The following is a 19,120-nucleotide window of genomic DNA, read 5'->3' as shown; positions in this document are numbered from 1 at the left end:
GGTGCGGTTCGCCTGATCTCTATGCGGCCCGCGAGACCGGCTCGCGATAGGCCTCACCGGTGGTCATGATCGCCCAGACCATCCGGGCCGTTTTGTTGGCCAAGGCGACGGTCGCGATCTTTGTCGTTCGCCGGGCCAACAGTTGGACCAGCCATGGCCGCCGCGTTCCGTTCCGCTGCGCGTAGCGCACGACAGCCAGAGCCCCGACAACCAGCAACTGGCGCAGGTAACGGTCGCCCTGTTTGGTGATGCCGCCCAGGCGCTCCTTCCCGCCGCTTGAGTTCTGCCGAGGCACGAGGCCGATCCATGCCGCCCAGTTTCGGCCTGACCGAAACGCTTTGGGATCCGGTATGGTGGCTACGAGAGCGCTCGCCAGGAGAGGACCGACGCCCGGCACACCCATCAGCCTGCGGCCGATCTCGGTCGCGCGGGCGTTCGTTCTGATCCGGCGATCCGTTTCCAAGATCTGATCGTTGATCAGCGCGAGTTGAGCAGCCAGCCTTCCAAGACACATCTGCGCCTCGGCGGGCACACGCTCGTCTTTGTCGGCGATGAGCCTGATGAGAGCCCCCAGACCTTCCCTCCCGATCGGCGCCGCCAGCCCAAACTCCGCCATGTGGCCTCGGATCGCGTTCGACAGCTGGACGCGCTGGCGCATGAGCATGAGCCGAACACGATGCAGCACCAGGATGCCCTGCTGATCGACGCTCTTCACCTCGACGAAGCGCATGGTCGGGCGGGTCACGGCTTCGCAGATCGCTTCCGCATCGGCCGCATCATTCTTCTGCCGCTTGACATACGGCTTCACCTAGCTCGGCGGCATCAGCCGGACCTGGTGGCCGAGCTTGATCAGCTCGCGCGCCCAATGATGCGCCGTGGCACACGCCTCGATCCCGATCAAGCCGGCAGCTTGGCGAAGAACGGAAGGAGTTGCGCTCGCCGAACCTGCCGCCGGACCACGACTGTGCCGCTCCGGTCGACACCGTGAACCTGAAAGACCGACTTCGCGATGTCCAACCCGATCGTGATTGCCTGATCCATGCTCTCCTCCATCTCTGCGAGAGCTTATGCTCCCGCGGGGCTGGAGAGCCGTCCACAGCATCACTTCCGGACATTGCTTCGCCGCCCGAAAGCGGACATGAGAGCCGGAACGGGGGCTTGGGATCTGCCTTACGCGGCACTTGATGGGGGTGCGGAGCTGGACGACCCCGCACTATGGGCAATGTCTCAGCCTACAATTGCGCGGAGGGCGAAACGTCGCGTTCTGACGTAACCATCCACAGCCCCAACGTCGCCGCTACGCCGCCGATCAGGAATATCGAAGCATAGCTAGCCAGAGTTTCAGATATCGACTGTCGCGTTGAGTGCGTTCGTCTGGATGAATTCGCGCCGTGGCTCGACGACGTCGCCCATCAGCTTGACGAAGAGATCGTCAGCCTCGTCGTTCTGGTCGTTCTTGACCCGCAGCAGTGTCCGGACGTCGCGGTCGAGCGTCGTCTCCCAGAGTTGGTCGGGGTTCATCTCGCCGAGACCTTTGTAGCGCTGCAGCGCGACGCCCTTCTTGCCGATCGTCGAGACCGCCTCAAACAGGTCGGTGGGGCCGTTGATCGGGAACGAATCGCCCTTGCGGCTCAGCGTGCCCGGCTTGGCGTAGGCCTCCTGCAGCGAGACCGCGGCGGCGTCGAGCTTGCGGGCTTCCGCGCTGGCGAGCAGCCCGGCATCAATCGTCGCCGCCTGCTTCACGCCGCGCACCATGCGCGAGAAGACGAAGCCGCCTTCGCTGACCTTGCCCTCCCAGCCGCGCTCCAGCTCGTCCGAGATCGCGTCCAGTCGGCGTGCGACATAGGCTGCGGCCTCGTTGGCCTGCGCCTCGTTCTCCTCGCTCACCGGATGCAGCACGCCGGCGATCGCCATCTGCTCGACGACGCGCCGGTCGTAGCGCGAATGCAGCTGCGACAGCGCGTTGCGGACGCTGCGGGCTTCCTCGATCAGGGTGCGCAGATCGGCCCCGCCGCGCTCGACGCCCTCGCTGGTGCGGAAGGTCGCCCCGTCCAGTGTCGAGTCGATCAGATACTGCTCCAGCGCCCGCTCGTCCTTGAGATAGACATGGCTCTTGCCGCGCGCTGCCTTGTAGAGCGGCGGCTGGGCGATGAAGAGATGGCCGCGCTCGATCACTTCCGGCATCTGCCGGTAGAAGAAGGTCAGCAGCAGCGTGCGGATATGGGCGCCGTCGACGTCGGCGTCCGTCATGATGATGATCTTGTGGTAGCGCAGCTTCTCGATGTTGAACTCCTCGCGGCCGATGCCGGCGCCGAGCGCCGTGATCAGCGTGCCGACCTGGTCGGAGGAGAGCATCTTGTCGAAGCGCGCCCGCTCGACATTGAGGATCTTGCCGCGCAGCGGCAGCACGGCCTGATATTCGCGGGCGCGGCCCTGCTTGGCGGAGCCGCCTGCCGAGTCACCCTCGACGATGAAGAGCTCGGACTTGGCCGGGTCGCGCTCCTGGCAATCAGCCAGCTTGCCCGGGAGTGACGCGATGTCGAGCGCGCCCTTGCGGCGGGTGAGATCGCGCGCCTTGCGGGCGGCCTCGCGCGCGGCGGCGGCCTCCGCCACCTTGCCGACGATGGTCTTGGCCTCGTTGGGATGCTCTTCCAGCCATTCGGCCAGCGCCTGATTGACGACGTTCTCGACGACCGGGCGAACCTCGGAGGAGACCAGCTTGTCCTTGGTCTGCGAGGAGAATTTCGGGTCGGGAACCTTGACTGAGACGATCGCGGTCAGGCCTTCGCGGCAGTCGTCGCCGGTGAGCGAGACCTTCTCCTTCTTCGAGATGCCGGAGCTCTCGGCATAGCCGGTGATCTGGCGCGTCAGCGCGGCGCGGAAGCCGGCGAGATGGGTGCCGCCGTCGCGCTGTGGGATGTTGTTGGTGAAGCAGAGCACGTTCTCGTGGTAGCTGTCGTTCCACCACAGCGCGACATCGACGGTGATGCCGTCCTTCTCCGAGGTCAGCATGATCGGCTTCTCGATCACCGCCGTCTTGGCGCGGTCGAGATAGCGCACGAAGGCTTCGACGCCGCCCTCGTACATCAGCTCCTCGCGGACGACCTCGGCATGGCGGGCGTCGGTCAGGATGATGCGCACGCCCGAGTTCAGGAAGGCGAGCTCGCGCAGCCGGTGCTCCAGCGTCTTGTAGTCGAACTCCACCATGGTGAAGGTTTCCTGCGACGGCAGGAAGGTCACCTCGGTGCCGCGCTTGTCGCCCTGCGGGCCGACGACGGCGAGCGGGGCCACCGCCTCGCCATGACGGAACTCCATGAAATGCTCGTGGCCGCCGCGCCAGATGCGCAGCTTGAGCGAGACCGAGAGCGCGTTGACGACGGAGACGCCGACGCCGTGCAGGCCGCCCGAGACCTTGTAGGAGTTCTGGTCGAACTTGCCGCCGGCATGGAGCTGGGTCATGATGACCTCGGCCGCCGAGATGCCTTCCTCGCTGTGGATATCGGTCGGAATGCCGCGGCCGTTGTCGCTGACCGTGACCGATCCCTCGGCGTTCAGCGTCACCGTGACGAGGTCGGCATGTCCTGCCAGAGCCTCGTCGATCGCGTTGTCGACGACCTCATAGACCATGTGATGCAGGCCGGAGCCGTCATCGGTATCGCCGATATACATGCCCGGCCGCTTGCGGACCGCATCCAGACCCTTGAGAACCTTGATGGAATCAGCGCCGTAATCGTCGGGCTGGGCGCTGAGCGCAGCGTCGGTCATGAAGTCGTCCTTGAACGGGCGAGCGAGCGCCCGCAGTGATCCTGATTCGAGAAGACAATATAGGGACAGACGATGGCTTTTTCACGCGCCTACGCGTGCGCGTACGCAGGGGGCGCCGTCGTCGCGTCAGGATTGCTCGGCGAGGGGCAGTGTTTCCAGGCTGAGCCGCGCCCTGTCGCGGCCTTCGGTCTTGGCGCGATAGAGCGCGCAATCGGCGCGACCATAGAGGCTCACGGCGGTGTCGCCGGGCTGGTAGGTGGCGATGCCGGCCGAGCAGGTATAGGTCACCGCCGGCCGATCGGGCAAAGGGTACGCCGAACGTGCTTCCGCCAGCAGATGCTCGACAAAGACCAGGGAATTCTCTGCCGGCGAGCCCGGCATGACCAGCATGAATTCCTCGCCGCCGATCCGGCCGAAGCAGTCGGTCCGCCGGATCACGCGATGCACGAGATTGGTGAAATGGCGCAGCACCATGTCGCCGCCCTGGTGCCCGAAGCGGTCGTTGATGCTTTTGAACAGATCGATGTCGAACACGCAGACGCTGAGCGCACTGTCGGGCACGAGCGCAGCCGCGCTGATCAGCGCTTCGAGCCGCCCGAAGACGAAGCGGCGATTGGCCGTGCTGGTGAGCTCGTCGGTCTGGGCCGCGCGCATCGCCAGGTCGCGGTCCTGCCGGAGCAGCCTTTCCTCGCGGCGCAGATCGGTGATCTCGTTGGCGATGCAGAGCATCCAGCCATTCGGGCGCACGGTTTCCGTCATCCACAGCCAGCGCCCGTCGACGAGATCGGTTTCATAGGCCCGGAACGGTGTCTTGCCGCGCCGCGACTGGGTCGAGATCAGCCAGGCCTCGAGATCGGCAGCCTGGATCGCCGTGCCTTTGAAGGCGGCGTGGTTGCGCCGCATGATCTCGATCCATGTCGGGGTTTCGCCGGCCGCGAGATGGAAGGTCCGCCGGAAGGCGTCATTGGCCACGCGCAGACGGTCGGTCTCGTCATAGACCGCAAGCAGGACGTCCGAATGTTCGACCAGGTCGGTGAACGCGTCGTAGATGCTGTCCATGGACCTTTCGGCCTCGCGTCGGACGCGTCCGCCGGCGCCCTGCCGGAACAGGATGCCCTATCCGGTGGCTCGATCCAACCCGCATTCGGAGGCGGCTGATCACCGCCGTGCCGGCTCAGCCGGGAAAACTCGCGATCGCTTCGAGGAAGGCTTCGCCATACTGCGTGAGCTTGCGCTCGCCGACGCCTTCGATCGCGCGCATCTCGTCAAGGCCGAGGGGGCGCTCGCGCGCCATCGCGATCAGGGTCCGGTCGGTGAAGATGATGTAGGCGGCGACACCCTCCTCGCGGGCGAGCTGCAGCCTGAGCTTGCGCAGATGCTCGAACAGGGCGGCCGTGCCTTCGTCCAGGCCGTCGGCGCGTGCTGCCTCGCGTTCCCCACGGCGGGAGCGGCGCTCGGCGAAGGGATCGGCCCTGAGCGCGACTGCCTCGCGGCCGAACAGGATGTCTTCGCCCTTCGGCGTCAGCCGAAAGCCGCCATGCTCGGCGCTGGCTTCAGCCAGAGCCCCGGCGGCGAAGAGCTTGCGCGTCAGCCCCATCCAGGCGGCCTTGGGCCTGTCGGCACCGACACCGAAGGTCTTCAGCCCGTCATGGTTCTGGCGGCGGATTGCCTCGGTCGTCGTCCCCGTCAGGATATCGGCGAGATGACCGGCGCCGAAGCGCTCGCCGGAGCGGATCACGGCCGAAAGCAGCTTGCGCGCATCGAGCGTCGCGTCCTGCAGTGCAGGCGCCTCCGTGCCACAGAGATCGCAGCGGAACGGCGCCTGCCCGTGCCGGCAGGGCGGAGTCTCCTCGCCGAAATAGGCGAGCAGCGCACTGCGTCGGCACAGCGCGTTCTCGCAGAGGTCGATCATCGCCTTGAGGCGCTTGTGCTCGATGCGTTTGCGCTCGTCGTCGATCGGCTTCTCGTCGATCTGGCGGCGGCGCAGCGCCATGTCGTCGACGCCGTAGAGGGTGAGCGTATCGGCCGGCAGCCCGTCGCGACCGGCGCGGCCGATTTCCTGATAGTAGCCCTCGATCGAACCGGGCATGTCGGCATGGACGACGAAGCGGACATCCGGCTTGTTGATGCCCATGCCGAAGGCGATGGTGGCGCAGACCACCACCCCGTCCTCCTGCAGGAAGATGTCCTGGTTGCGGTTGCGCTCCGCCTGCTCCAGCCCGGCGTGATAGGCAAGCGCGTTCCAGCCCTTGTCCCGCAGCCCCTCGGCGAGCCTCTCGGTCTTGCTGCGCGAGGAGCAATAGACGATGCCGGAGCCGTTGCGGTGGCGGCGCAGGAAGTCGTCGATCTGCCGGCGCGGCTGCTCCTTCGGTGCGAAGGCGAGCTTCAAATTCGGCCGGTCGAAGGAATGCACCACCATCTGCGGCGGTTGCGGGAAGAGCTGGCTCGCGATGTCGGCCTGGGTCTGCCGGTCGGCGGTGGCCGTGAGTGCCGTCACCGGCACGCCGCCCAGCGCCTCGCGCGTCTTGGCCAGCAGACGATACTCCGGGCGGAAGTCATGGCCCCATTGCGAGACGCAATGCGCCTCGTCGATGGCGAGCCGCGTCACCCCGATGCGCTTCAGGCGCGAGACCAGCCCCTCGCCCGCCAGCCGCTCGGGCGAGACGAAGAGGAGGCGCAGATCGCCGGCATTGAGCCTGTCCCAGGCCTGCGCCGCCTCCGCCTCGCTGTTCATCGAATTGAGCGAGGCGGCCGGCACGCCGGCGCGGACGAGCTGGCCGACCTGGTCGCGCATCAGCGCGATCAGCGGCGAGACGACGAGGGTGAGGCCGCCTGCGACCAGCGCCGGAAGCTGGTAGCACATCGATTTGCCGGAGCCGGTCGGCATCACCGCGAAGACATCGCGCCCGGTGAGCGCGGCTTCGATCACCTCCCACTGGCCGGGGCGGAAATCATCATAGCCGAACACCGATTTGAGGATTGCGCGGGCTTCTGATTCGCGGGATTGCGACATGGAAAGGGATGTGCCGCAGCCGGGCGCGCTTGGCCAGTCTTTCTGCTGCCAAAGCTGTGCTGATGTTGCCCGGAACCACGCCGTCATCCCGGGTCAACCCCGGGATGACGCGCGTGAAGATGTGGAAGGTTTTAGCCTTGGGCGGCCAGCAGATGAACCACGGCTGCCAGCGCGAAAACCGCTGCGATCAGCTTGGACGGCCAGGGTCGGAGGTCGAACCAGACGAATTGCAGGACGAGCCGCAAACTCCAGAAGCCGGCACCGGCCAGCGGCAGCAGCGGATGCACGCTGGCCTGCCCGGATTGCCAGATCAGCGCCGCCCCATAGGCGAGGAAGACGAATATCAGCATCGCGTTGAGTGTCTGGGTGATCGCCGTGTTCAGGCGGCCGGAGGCTTCGAGGCTGGCGGGCCAGCCGAAGAGTCGCCAGAAGGCGGCGTGGAACAGGGCGAAGCCGAGATCGAGGAGGCCGGCGGTTAGAAGCATAGCCGATCAGCTCCGCGTCGCGATCGCGGCGGCCGCCCCTGCCATCACGCCGCCGGTCACCCGGTTGATCCAGCGCATGGCGCGCGGGCTGGCAACGAGGCGCCGGGCTCGGTCGGCTGTATAGGCATAGGCCAGCATCGTCCCGCCGAGGATCGGCGCGATCAGCGCCATGACTTCCAGATAGGCGAGCGGGGTCAAGGTGTTGAGATCGATGACCAACGGCAGGATCGACAGGAAGAACACCATCACCTTCGGATTGCCGAGCGTCAGCGCGATACCGCCCATGAACAGGCGGGCGCCCTCGCCGCGCGCCGCGGCGGAAGGTTTTGGCGCTTCGGCCGGAGCCGTCCAGGCCTTGAAGGCGAGATAGATGAGATAGGCGCAGCCGGCATATTTGATCGCGACGAAGATGCCGTGGAAGCTCTGCATCAGCACGCTGAGGCCCAGCGCCGAGAGCGTGAACCAGACCAGGTCACCTGCGACCATACCGGCGAGGAAGGGCAGGGATCTCCGAAAGCCGGTGGAGAGGGAGCGTGCGACCAGGGCCGCGATCGCCGGTCCGGGCGAGGCGACGGCGAGGAAATAGACGCCGGCGAACAGGGCAAGGCTGGCGAATTCCATGGGGATCTCCCGATTTTTCGCGATGCTAGCAGCAACGCTTTGGCCGGTCCCATCGCAAGACGTGGTCCGATCGATCAATCGATCGGATCGGCCCGGCCAGGCGTGATAGCGAAACGCTGCGCGCCGCCTGGAAGATCGCCGAACAAGGCGGCATCGGCGCCAGTCATCCAGACCTGGCAGCCGAGATCGGTGAGGCCCTCGTAAAGCGCCGAGCGCCGGCGCGGGTCGAGATGCGCAGCAATCTCGTCGAGCAGGACGAGAGGCGCGATGCCGCTCATCGCCGCGACGAGCCTGGCATGGGCGAGCACGAGCCCGATCAGCAGCGCCTTCTGCTCGCCGGTCGAGCCTTGGCCGGCTGGGATGTCCTTCGGTCCGTGCCGGACTTCCAGATCGGAGGCCTGCGGCCCCGTGAGGGTGCGTCCGGCGGCGCGGTCGCGATGGCGGCCCTGTCGCAGCATCGCGCGATAGGCGTCCTCGGCGTCGACGGCCGGCAGGCTCATGACGAGATCGTCGATCTCGCCCGCGAGCGCGATCACGGCATCCGGGAAGGGCGAGGCGTCGTCGCGCGTCTCGGCGATGATGGCGGAGAGCCGCGCCACCGTCTCGGCGCGGGCAGCGGCAACCGCGACGCCGAGCTCTGCGATCTCGCGCTCGACGGCATCGAGCCATTGGCTCTGCCCCGGGCTCTCCTCGAGGATGCGGTTGCGCGAGCGCAGCGCCCGCTCTAGCGCATTCGAGCGGGTGGCATGGCTTGGGTCGATCGCCAGCACCAACCGGTCGAGGAAGCGGCGGCGGTCGCCGGCGGCGCCCCGAAACAGCCCGTCGAGATCGGGCGTGAGCCAAACTACGCGCAGATAATCGCTGAAGGCGAGGGCCGAACCGACGGCGGCGCCGTCGATGCGGGCAAGCCGCGGGCGGCGCCCTTCCGCATCGAGGGGCCCTAGCCCGATGCCGAGCCGGCCCGCCTCATCAGCAAGGGTTACAGAGGCGGCGAAGGAGCCGTCGCCGCCCTGCCGCGCCATCGCCGAGAGTTCGGCACGGCGCAGGCCGCGCCCCGGCGTGAACAGCGAGAGCGCTTCGAGGATATTGGTCTTGCCGGCTCCGTTCTCGCCGATCAGCGCAACGATTTGGCCCTCGACCGGGAGATCGAGGGCCTCGTAGGAACGGAAATCCTGCAGGATCAGGCGCGCGACAGCCGTCACGGACGTGACGGTCCGGTCAGATCACGCCGTGTTCGGACGAGATCGTCCGAACACGGGTGAAAGTGATCGATTCTTTTAAGCTAGAGCATTGCTCGGGCGAAAAACCGGTACCCACTTTTTCGCGCAATGCTCTAGACGCGCATCGGCATCAGCACATAGAGCGCGGAGGCCCCTTCGCGATCCTGGATCACGGTCGGCGAGCCCGGATCGGCGAGCTTGAGCAGCGCTGTGTCGCCATCGAGCTGCGCCGCGATGTCCATCAGGTAGCGGGCGTTGAAGCCGATATCGAGCGGGCTCGCCTCGTAATCGACCTCGATCTCCTCGGTCGCCGAGCCGGAATCCGGATTGGTGACGGAAAGCGTCATGCGCCCGTCGGCCATCGAGAGCTTCACGGCGCGGCCGCGCTCCGACGAGATCGTCGAGACGCGATCGACGGAAGCGGCGAAATCGCCCTTGTCGACGGTGAGGAGCTTGTCGTTGCCGCTCGGGATGACGCGCTGATAGTCAGGGAAGGTGCCGTCGATCAGCTTGGAGGTCAGCACGACATTGGCGGTGGCAACCCGGATCTTCGAGCCGGAAAGCTCGACCGCGACCTCGCTCTCGCCGTCCTCCAGCAGCTTCTGGATTTCGGCGACGGCCTTGCGTGGCACGATCACGCCGGGCATGCCGACCGAGCCCTGCGGGGCGGCGGTGTCGACGCGGGCAAGCCGGTGACCGTCCGTCGCGACAGCGCGCAGCACCGGGCGGCCATCGACATCGATGGTGTGGAGATAGATGCCGTTGAGATAGTAGCGCGTCTCCTCGGTCGAGATCGCGAACTGGGTCTTGTCGATCAGGCGTTTCAGCTCGCCGGCCGGCAGCACGAAGCGATGCGCCATCTCGCCGGCGGTGATGTCGGGGAAGTCGCTCTCCGGGAGCGTCTGGAGCTGGAAGCGCGAACGGCCCGAGCGCAGCACGAGCCCGCTGTCGCCGGTCGTCTCGAGCGAGACCTGCGCGCCATCCGGCAGCTTGCGGACGATGTCGTAGAGGGTGTGGGCGGGAACGGTCGTGGCGCCGGGCTCGGCCGCATCAGCCGGAATCGTCTCCACCACCTCGATGTCGAGATCGGTCGCCTTGAGCCGCAGGCCGTTCTCGGAGGCGCTGAGCAGCAGGTTCGACAGGATCGGGATCGTGTTGCGGCGCTCCACCACGCGATGGACGTGGCCAAGCGACTTGAGCAGCGTGGAACGTTCGACCGTGACCTTCATGATTGTCTAGTCTTCTGGCGCTAGCCGCCCGGGCATGGCTGCCCGGGCCGAATGAATGGCCAGCGACATTGCAGGACACCGGGCGGGCGCGCAAGGCCTGCGCGCTCCGGCAACCACAACCTTTGGCAGGAACGGATGCGCGGCAAAGCATCGGGCCGAAAAGGGGAGCCCACTTTTCGGGCGAATCCGATGCTTCGGCAAAGGGATAGATCGCCAGTTCGTGTCCGGATGGACGTGGCGATCGATCCGCGCCGGACTCACTCCTGCAGCATGCGCTTCAGCAGATCGACCTCGTCATGCAGCGAACGGTCTTCGCTGATCGCCTTCTCGATCTTGCGCACGGCGTGCAGCACCGTGGTGTGGTCGCGCCCGCCGAAGCGGCGGCCGATCTCGGGCAGCGAGCGCGGCGTCAGCGCCTTCGACAGATACATCGCGATCTGGCGTGGCTTCACCACTGCGGCGGTGCGGCGCTCCGAGAGGATGTCGGCGCGGCTGACATTGTAGCGCGTCGCGACGAGCTTCTGGATGTCCTCGATCTTGACGCGGCGCGGCTCGCGCGTCCGCACGAGATCGCGTATCGCGGACTCCGCCGTCTCCAGCGTCACGAGCTGGCCCGACAGCGTCGCATGGGCGAGCAGCCGGTTGGCGGCGCCGTCGAGGTCGCGGCCATTGGTCGTGACGACGCGGGCGACATAGGCGACGACGTCGGGGCTGACCTGGAAGTTCGGATGCGCGCCCTGCAGTGCTTCCATGCGGCTCGCCAGGATCTTGGCGCGCAGCGCCTCGTCGAGCTCGCCGACCTCGACGACGAGGCCGCCGCCGAGCCGCGAGCGGATGCGCTCATCGAGCGCCTCCAGCTCGCCGGCGAGCCGATCGCCGGCGACGACGATCTGCTTGCCGGCGTCGAGCAGCGCGTTGATCGTGTGGCCGAACTCCTGCTGGATCGACTTGCCCTGGATGAACTGCACGTCATCGACGATGAGCAGATCGATGCCTCGCAGCTTCTCCTTGAAGGCGAGCGCGGTCTGCGACTTCAGCGCCGCGACGAAGCCGTACATGAAGCGATCGGCGGTGAAATAGGCGACGCGCTTGCCCTGACGGCGCGCCTCCTGCGCGATCGCCTGCAGCAGATGCGTCTTGCCGAGGCCGACCCCGGCATGGAGATAAAGCGGGTTGTAGGGGCTCTGGCCCGCCGGGGCGCCGGCGATGCGCTCGGCCGCCGCAAAGGCGAGCTGGTTCGACTTGCCGACGACGAAGTTCTGGAAGCTCATGCGCTTGTCGAGCGCCGTGCCGCAGGCATCGACAAGATCGGCTTCGCTAGGCTGGGCGCCGCCTGTGGCAGCTGGCCTGGCGGATTCAGCCGCGACGGGGGCGGGCGTCGTGGCAGGCCGGGCGCGCAGGGCAGCCTCGACGCGCGGTGCAGCCGCTTCGCGCGAGACCGTGCGAACCGAGAGCAGCACGCCGCCCGGCGCCGGCAGCTCCGCCATGCAGTTGACCCGCAGGCGCTCGGCATAATGTGCCTCGAGCCAGCTCTTCAGGAAGCGGGTCGGAACCGTGAGATAGGCCACGCCCTCCACGATGCCGGCAAGCTCGAGCCGGCCGAACCAGCTCGAGAAGACGTCTTCGCCAAGCTCGGCGCGCAGGCGCCGGCGAACGCGCTCCCAGGCCTCCTGAACCGAAACCTCTTCCAGCTGAATCCCAGCGGCGTCGTCAGCCGCGATCACCACCACAGACGCTGTCTCGACCGTATCACCGAGTTCCTGTCGCTCGAACATCAATGGCCCCATTCTTTGAAATAAGCGCGCCTTCGGAGCGGCGTCCGCAGGGCGGGCGCCTTCCTGGCACTGTTGTCCGGTTGAAAAAAGGACCCCGTCCTGTCGGGCGCTCTGGCGCCCGCAGGTTCCGATCCCTGCTTTGTCGATTACGCTTGGAAGGCTCGTCGAAGGACGATGCCGCCCTTTATCTCAACACAAAAAGACAAAGGGGCTACATCCTCCAACCTCCATGGTCGCGAGCCAAAACGCTTATTATCTCTGGAAATCGCCTGGCGGTCATTGCTGTCCGCCGGGCGATGAAGGGACCTTACAAGGCGCTCTCGACGGGCTGCAACATCCCTTTCAGCCGGCTTCGAAGACTCGCCCCGCGAGGTGACCCCGCCAAGGCGAGGCTGCTCCCTGCAATTGGTTGGGGAACTTAAGATTTTCTTGACGCTCGGCTCCCCTGCGCACCGCGAATCTTTTTTTCACGGGTTTCGAAAAGGCCGCCGCGGAGTCACCGCGATTCCGCTCCTCAAAATCCTTTGCCCACTAAGATGATGATAATACAGATCTTTTTGTGAGCGGCGGAGTCTATTGGCGGGGCCGGTTTTGCGCCCTGAATCGTGCCTGAGAGTCAAGTCCGCAAACCCGTGGAAAGCCTGCGGAAATGCCTTGCGAGCAAGGTTTTTTTGTTCCGTTGAAGCCTGTGGCTGAGTCGCCACAGGAGGCGTCTAAGCCAACGAAAAAGCCCGGCCGTGAGGCCGGGCTTTTCGCTGTCGAAACAAACGGATTTTCAGGCTCAGGAAGCCAGCGCGCCGATGCGGTGAGCGAGGCGGGAAACCTTACGCGAGGCGGTGTTCTTGTGAACCACGCCCTTCTGCGCAGCGCGCATGATCTCGGGCTGGGCGGCCTTCAGGGCCTCGGCGGCGGCAGACTTGTCGCCGGAGGCGATCGCCTCTTCGACCTTGCGCAGGAAGGTGCGCATCCGCGAGCGGCGGGTCTTGTTGACCTCGGTGCGGCGGGCGATCTTGCGCGTAGCCTTCTTGGCCGACGTCGTATTGGCCATCGAAACGTCCTCGTTCTCATCGCGGTCGGGCGCCGGACATCATTGCCGGCGGGCCTAGCCGCTTCCTTGCTGGAAAAACGTGAGCGGCGGCCGAGCTTGCGCGGGCCGCCGCGAGTGGTGGGGCTATAGTCGCTTGCGACCCCGCCGTCAACGCCGGAATCGCTTTCGCGGCGCGATCCTCACGCGGAGGGCGCGATGAAGCGGGCGAAGCTCGCCAGATCGACGTTGCCGCCGCTGATGATGATGCCGACGCGCTGGCCCTCGACCGCGACCTTGCCGGTCAGCGCCGCGGCCGCAGCGAGGCAGCCGGTCGGCTCGACCACGAGCTTCATGCGTTCGGCAAAGAAGCGCATGGTCTCGATGAGCTCGCCGTCGCTGACGGTGACGATGTCTTCGACCAGTGCCTGGATGATCGGGAAGGTGAGATTCCCCAGGAAAGCGGTCTGCGCGCCGTCGGCGATGGTCTTCGGTACGCCGATCTTGACGATCTTGCCGGAGCGTAGCGACTGCTGGCCGTCATTGCCGGCCTCGGGCTCGACGCCGAAAATGCGGCAGTTGGGATTGAGCGCCTTGGCAGCCAGCGCCGCGCCGGCGAGAAGCCCGCCGCCGCCGAGCGGCACGATCAGGACGTCGAACGGACCGGCATCCTCGATCAGCTCCTTGGTCGCCGTGCCCTGGCCGGCAATGACGTCGGCATGGTCATAGGGCGGGATCAGCGCCAGCCCGCGTTCGGTGGCGATGCGGTTGCCGATCTCCAGCCGGTCCTGGGTGTAGCGGTCGTAGCGGACGACCTCGCCGCCATAGCCCTGGGTCGCCTCGACCTTCGCCTTCGGCGCGTCCTCGGGCATGATGATGGTGGTGGGCACGCCGAGCAGCTTGCCGGCATAGGCGATGGCCTGGGCGTGGTTGCCTGAGGAGAAGGTGAGCACGCCCACCTTCTTCTGCGCCGGCGACAGTGCGGAAATGGCGTTGTAGCCGCCGCGGAACTTGAAGGCGCCCATGCGCTGCAGGTTCTCGGGCTTGAAGACGAGGCTCGCCCCGGTGCGCCGATTGGCCGTCGCCGAGCTCATCGCCGGCGTGTGATGCGCGACACCCTTCAGGCGCTCGGCGGCGCGCTCGACATCGGCATAGGTCGGGAGGGTCAGTCCCTCAGGGGCGACGGGGCGGGCTGCGGCGTTCATGATCTTCGTCCTGCTGATGATGGTGCATCGTGTCAGCAGGGCGGGGCCGGGTTCAAGTCAAAGATCGACGCCCCGGCCATGCGTGGCGGTGATCGGTGGCAGCGTTACGCGCCGGGGTCTCCTGCGAGCCCTCATCCTGAGGAGCCGCGTAAGCGGCGTCTCGAACGATGCTGGTCGAGGCTCCAGAACCAACTGGAGCATCCTTCGAGACGCCATTTCTGGCGAAATGGCTCCTCAGTGAGGGCTCGCTATAGCCAGTGGTAACTCAGGCATTCTTGAAGTCCGGCGTCCGCTTCTCGGCGAAGGCGGACATGCCTTCCTTCTGGTCGGCGGTGGCGAAGAGCGAGGAGAAGACGCGGCGCTCGAAACGCAGGCCCTCGCTGAGCGTCACCTCGAAGGCGCGGTTGACCGATTCCTTCGCCATCAGGACGGAGGGCAGCGACTTGGCAGCGATCGCCTCGGCAGCCTTGAGAGCCTGCGCCTGCAGATCGGCCAGCGGCACGATGCGGGCGACGAGGCCGGAATGCTCCGCTTCCTGCGCACTCATCATCCGGCCGGTGAGGATGAGATCCATGGCCTTGGCCTTGCCGACCGCCTTGGTCAGGCGCTGCGTGCCGCCCGCACCCGGGATGACGCCGAGATTGATTTCGGGCTGGCCGAATTTGGCGTTGTCGGCCGCGATGATGAAATCGCACATCATGGCGAGCTCGCAGCCGCCGCCGAGAGCGAAGCCGGCGACCGCGGCAATGATCGGCTTGCGGCGCTGGCCGATCCGATCCCAGTCCTCGAACTTGTCGTCGAGATAGGTGCCGGGGAAGGTGCGGCTCTGCATCTCCTTGATGTCGGCGCCGGCGGCAAAAGCCTTCTCCGAGCCGGTGATGACGATGCAGCCGATATCGGCGTCCTTCTCGAAACCGTCGAGCGCCGTGTTGATCTCGCCGATGAGCTGGCCGTTCAGCGCGTTCAGCGCCTGCGGACGATTGAGGGTGATCAGCCCGACCTTGCCCTTCGTCTCGACAAGAATGGTCTCATAAGCCATGGCGGCCTCCCCGATGATGCTGTCGTTGCAGCTTTAACGGGCCGGGAAGGTTCAAGTCCATGCGCGTTGCGCGCATCCGCGCATTTGCACTTGGGACCAAGGGAGCGTCATGCTCGGGCTTGACCCGAGCATCTCATGCAGGAGGAGGTTCCGATGTCTCTTCCGGCCTGGGATTCTCGGGTCAAGCCCGAGAATGACGCCGGTCTCTCACGCCCGCTTCTGGCAGCTCTCGCAATAGAAGGTCGAGCGTCCCGACTGCACCAGCCGCTTCACCAGCCCGCCGCAGCCCGGCGTGACGCAAGCCTCACCCTCGCGGTCATAGACCCGGAACCGGTGCTGGAAATAGCCGAGCGAGCCGTCGGCATGGGCGAAGTCGCGCAAGGTCGAGCCGCCGGCCGCGACCGCCTCCTCCAGCACCTCGCGGATGATGCGGGCGAGCTCATGCGCCTTGTCGCGCGGCCGGCCCGTCGGCGTCGCGATCGTTCCCGCCTCGGATTCGGGATGGAGCCCGGCGCGGAACAGTGCCTCGCAGACATAGATATTGCCGAGGCCCGCGACGAGCCGTTGATCCAGCAGCGCGGCCTTCAGCGGCGCGATCTTGCCTGCGAACAGCTTCGCCAGCGTTTCGCCGGAGAGTTCGTTGCCGAGCGGCTCGATGCCCATCCCTACGAAATGCTTCGAGGTAGCGAGCTCGGCGCGTGGCACGAGGTCCATGAAACCGAAGCGGCGCACGTCATTATAGGTGACGCGCGCGCCGGACCCCATCTCGAACACGACATGGTCGTGGATCAGGTGCCGGCCGATCTCATTATAATAGGCGCCGGGCTCGGTCGGCGGCGTGCCGGGGGCTTCGACGATGAAGCGGCCGCTCATGCCCAGATGCATGATCAGCGCCGCGCCATCGTCGAGATCGGCGATCAGGTACTTCGCCCGGCGCGACAGCGCCTCGATGCGCCGGCCGGTCAGCCGCTCCGAGAATCGGTCGGGCAGCGGAAAGCGCAGATCGGGCCGGCGCTGCTCGATACGCGCGAAGCGCTCGCCCAGCATGGCGGGCTCCAGCCCGCGCCGGACGGTTTCGACCTCGGGTAGCTCAGGCATGGATTGAGACCTTCGTAAAGCCTGCGTCGAGACGGGCCGCGACAAGCCCGTTGCCTTTGGCTATTCATCGCCTTACGCCGTCGGCCCGAAAAGTGGAATCCGGTTTTCGGAGAAGCCGACGCGCAGCGAGAGCCAAACACAAGGTCCGCCTGATCGTGACAGCAGCCTCCGACACCACCCATTTCGGCTTCGAGACGGTGAAGCTCACCGAGAAACAGGCCAAGGTCGACGACGTCTTCCACAAGGTCGCCAACCGCTACGACCTGATGAACGACCTGATGTCGGGGGGCTTGCACCGCGTCTGGAAGAGCGCGCTGCTGACGGCGATCAACCCGGCCAAGGACCGGCCTTTCCACCATCTCGACGTGGCCGGTGGCACGGGCGACGTCGCCTTTTCCGTGCTCGAGGCGGGCGGGCCGCAGACCGATGTCACTGTGCTCGACATCAATGCCGACATGCTGCGTGTCGGGCGCGAGCGCGCCGACAAGCGCTTCCCGGACGACGACCGCATCCGCTTCGTCCAGGGCAATGCCGAGGAGCTCGGCCTGCCGGGCAATCACTTCGACTGCTACACGATCGCCTTCGGCATCCGGAACGTGCCGCGTATCGACAAGGCGCTGGCCGAGGCCTATCGCGTGCTGAAGCGCGGCGGGCGCTTCCTCTGCCTCGAATTCAGCCATGTCGATGTGCCGCTGCTCGACAAGATCTACGAGACCTATTCCTTCAAGGTCATCCCGCCGATGGGTCGGCTGGTCACTGGCGAGGCCGAGCCCTACCAGTACCTCGTCGAATCGATCCGCAAATTCCCGAAGCCGCAAGCCTTTGCGAACATGATCGAGGATGCCGGCTTCCGCCGGGCGAAATTCACGCCGATGACGGGCGGGGTCGTGGCGCTGCATTCCGGCTGGAAGCTGTGATGCGGGCTTTGGCGTCATGCCCGGGCTTGACCCGGGCATCTCAGGCAGGATTTCACGAGATGCTCGGGTCAAGCCCGAGCATGACGGCTACAACGGCATGATCTCTTCCTTCTTCCACCTGCTTCGCGGCGCGCGCGTCGGCTTCGTGCTGGCGCGCGAGGGCGCGCTCGCCCTGGTCGATCCCTCCGTGCTGCCGCCGCTGGCGCGTGGGTTGATCCGCGTGGGCCGCTTGATCGAGCGGCGTGGCGCCGGCTCCTCGGCGACGCGGCTCGCGGCCGCGCTGACCCGGCTCGGCCCGTCCTACGTCAAGTTCGGTCAGTTCCTGGCGACGCGGCCTGATGTCGTCGGCATGAAGATCGCGGAGGATCTTTCGGCCCTGCAGGACCGCATGCCGGCCTTCTCGATGGTGGAAGCGCGCGCGGCCGTCGAGGCGGCGCATGACGAGAAGCTGGAAGAGATCTTCGTCGAGTTCAGCGAGCCGGTCGCCGCCGCCTCCATCGCCCAGGTCCACCGCGCCCGGCTGAAGGATGGCCGCGAGGTTGCGGTCAAGATCCTTCGCCCCGGCATTCACGACCGTTTCAATCGCGATCTGGCGGCCATGCGCTTCGGCGCCGAGCAGGCCGAGGCGCGCTCGGCCGAGGCGCGCCGCCTGCGCTTTACTGGTGTCGTCGAGACGCTGGCGCGCTCGGTCGCGATGGAGATGGACCTCAGGCTGGAGGCCGCTGCCCTCTCCGAATTTGCCGAGAATACCAAGGACGACGCCGATTTCCGCGTGCCGGAGCCGGACTGGCAGCTCACCGCCCGCGAGATGCTGGTCGACGAATGGATCGAGGCGGTGCGGCTCTCCGATGTCGAGGGCCTGCGCGCTGCCGGCCACGATCTGCCGGAGCTCGCCCGCAAGATCATCCAGTCCTTCCTGAAGCACGCGATCCGCGATGGCTTCTTCCATGCCGACATGCATCCCGGAAACCTGTTCGTCGATGCCGAGGGCCGGCTCGTCGCGGTCGATGGCGGCATCATGGGCCGGCTGGGCTTGAAGGAGCGGCGCTTCCTCGCCGAGATCCTGCTCGGCTTCATCACCCGCGACTATCGCCGCGTCGCCGAGGTGCATTTCGAGGCCGGTTATGTCCCGGCTCATCACGACGTCGAGGATTTCGCCCAGGCGATCCGCGCCGTCGGCGAGCCGATCCACGACAAGCGTGCCGACCAGATTTCGATGGCCAAGGTGCTGACCCTGCTCTTCGAGATCACCGGCATGTTCGACATGGCGACCCGCACCGAGCTTGTCATGCTGCAGAAGACCATGGTCGTGGTCGAGGGCGTGGCCCGCTCGCTCGATCCGCATCTCGACATGTGGGGGACGGCCGATCCGGTCGTGCGCGACTGGATCACCTCCAATCTCGGCCCGATCGGGCGGCTGCAGGAGGTCGGGCGCGGCGCGCATTCGCTGCTCGGTTCGCTGGCGGCGCTCCCGGACACGGTCGTTCGCGCCGAGCGCGTGCTCGGCCAGCTCGAAGACGCCTCGCGCAACGGCTTCGTCCTTGACGAGCGCAGCATCGAGGCGATTGGGCGCGCCGAGGCGCAGCGCAATCGCTGGGGCACCGCCGCTCTCTGGGTGATCGCGGCGCTGGTGGCTTACGGCGTGTTCGGTTGAGTTGATTTTCCTGGAACCGCGCCGTCATTCCGGGGCGCCGCGCAGCGGCGAGCCCGGAACCCAGAACCGATGTCG

Annotated in this window: 14 protein-coding genes and 1 pseudogene; 2 read left to right on the top strand and 13 right to left on the bottom strand. The window is 66.4% G+C overall.

The features are described from left to right. Positions 1–19: 19 nt before the first annotated feature. The 13 genes and pseudogenes from FQV39_RS18560 to mutM all read right to left on the bottom strand — a co-directional run bounded on the left by FQV39_RS18560 (position 20) and on the right by mutM (position 16,474). Positions 20–1,041: pseudogene (locus FQV39_RS18560) on the bottom strand (IS110 family RNA-guided transposase). Between the two features lie 300 nt (positions 1,042–1,341). Then, positions 1,342–3,765, bottom strand: a complete 2,424-nt coding sequence (gene gyrB / locus FQV39_RS18555; protein ID WP_149131637.1) for a DNA topoisomerase (ATP-hydrolyzing) subunit B — start codon at positions 3,763–3,765, stop codon at positions 1,342–1,344. Positions 3,766–3,891: 126 nt separating this feature from the next. Further along, a complete protein-coding gene (locus tag FQV39_RS18550; protein WP_149131636.1) occupies positions 3,892–4,824 on the bottom strand; it encodes a sensor domain-containing diguanylate cyclase in 933 nt (310 codons plus the stop codon). A gap of 115 nt (positions 4,825–4,939) precedes the next feature. Next, a complete protein-coding gene (gene recQ, locus FQV39_RS18545) occupies positions 4,940–6,778 on the bottom strand; it encodes a DNA helicase RecQ (protein ID WP_149131635.1) in 1,839 nt (612 codons plus the stop codon). Positions 6,779–6,909: 131 nt separating this feature from the next. After that, complete coding sequence (locus FQV39_RS18540) at positions 6,910–7,263, bottom strand: hypothetical protein (RefSeq protein ID WP_149131634.1); 354 nt, start codon at positions 7,261–7,263, stop codon at positions 6,910–6,912. 6 nt (positions 7,264–7,269) lie between these two features. Continuing rightward, positions 7,270–7,884: a LysE family translocator gene (locus tag FQV39_RS18535; RefSeq protein ID WP_149131633.1), complete on the bottom strand. Its 615-nt coding sequence runs from the start codon at positions 7,882–7,884 to the stop codon at positions 7,270–7,272. 74 nt (positions 7,885–7,958) lie between these two features. Next, a complete protein-coding gene (gene recF / locus FQV39_RS18530; RefSeq protein WP_149131632.1) occupies positions 7,959–9,086 on the bottom strand; it encodes a DNA replication/repair protein RecF in 1,128 nt (375 codons plus the stop codon). A 131-nt stretch (positions 9,087–9,217) separates the two neighbouring features. Continuing rightward, on the bottom strand, positions 9,218–10,333 hold the full coding sequence (gene dnaN / locus FQV39_RS18525; protein ID WP_149131631.1) for a DNA polymerase III subunit beta: 1,116 nt from the start codon (positions 10,331–10,333) through the stop codon (positions 9,218–9,220). Positions 10,334–10,590: 257 nt separating this feature from the next. Beyond that, positions 10,591–12,108, bottom strand: coding sequence for a chromosomal replication initiator protein DnaA (dnaA, locus tag FQV39_RS18520; RefSeq protein WP_149131630.1), 1,518 nt, complete (start codon positions 12,106–12,108; stop codon positions 10,591–10,593). A gap of 781 nt (positions 12,109–12,889) precedes the next feature. Continuing rightward, the gene (gene rpsT, locus FQV39_RS18515; protein WP_149131629.1) at positions 12,890–13,156 is read right to left on the bottom strand and encodes a 30S ribosomal protein S20; all 267 of its coding nucleotides are present in this window, start codon (positions 13,154–13,156) and stop codon (positions 12,890–12,892) included. Positions 13,157–13,335: 179 nt separating this feature from the next. Beyond that, positions 13,336–14,337, bottom strand: coding sequence for a threo-3-hydroxy-L-aspartate ammonia-lyase (locus FQV39_RS18510; RefSeq protein ID WP_187639981.1), 1,002 nt, complete (start codon positions 14,335–14,337; stop codon positions 13,336–13,338). Between the two features lie 265 nt (positions 14,338–14,602). Further along, complete coding sequence (locus tag FQV39_RS18505) at positions 14,603–15,376, bottom strand: enoyl-CoA hydratase (RefSeq protein ID WP_149131628.1); 774 nt, start codon at positions 15,374–15,376, stop codon at positions 14,603–14,605. Positions 15,377–15,583: 207 nt separating this feature from the next. Then, a complete protein-coding gene (mutM, locus tag FQV39_RS18500; RefSeq protein ID WP_149131627.1) occupies positions 15,584–16,474 on the bottom strand; it encodes a bifunctional DNA-formamidopyrimidine glycosylase/DNA-(apurinic or apyrimidinic site) lyase in 891 nt (296 codons plus the stop codon). A 155-nt stretch (positions 16,475–16,629) separates the two neighbouring features. On the opposite strand from mutM, the gene ubiE reads away from it, so the two are divergent. Together ubiE and ubiB are read left to right on the top strand one after the other, a co-directional pair. Beyond that, entirely contained in the window at positions 16,630–17,391 is a 762-nt protein-coding gene (gene ubiE, locus FQV39_RS18495; protein ID WP_149131626.1) for a bifunctional demethylmenaquinone methyltransferase/2-methoxy-6-polyprenyl-1,4-benzoquinol methylase UbiE, read from the top strand. A gap of 97 nt (positions 17,392–17,488) precedes the next feature. After that, a complete protein-coding gene (gene ubiB / locus FQV39_RS18490; RefSeq protein WP_149133919.1) occupies positions 17,489–19,045 on the top strand; it encodes a 2-polyprenylphenol 6-hydroxylase in 1,557 nt (518 codons plus the stop codon). Positions 19,046–19,120: the final 75 nt, after the last annotated feature.

The organism is Bosea sp. F3-2, assembly GCF_008253865.1.
Lineage (GTDB): Bacteria > Pseudomonadota > Alphaproteobacteria > Rhizobiales > Beijerinckiaceae > Allobosea.
The sequence above is the reverse complement of the archived record's forward strand: the minus strand, read 5'-3'. Positions and strand labels throughout refer to the sequence as shown.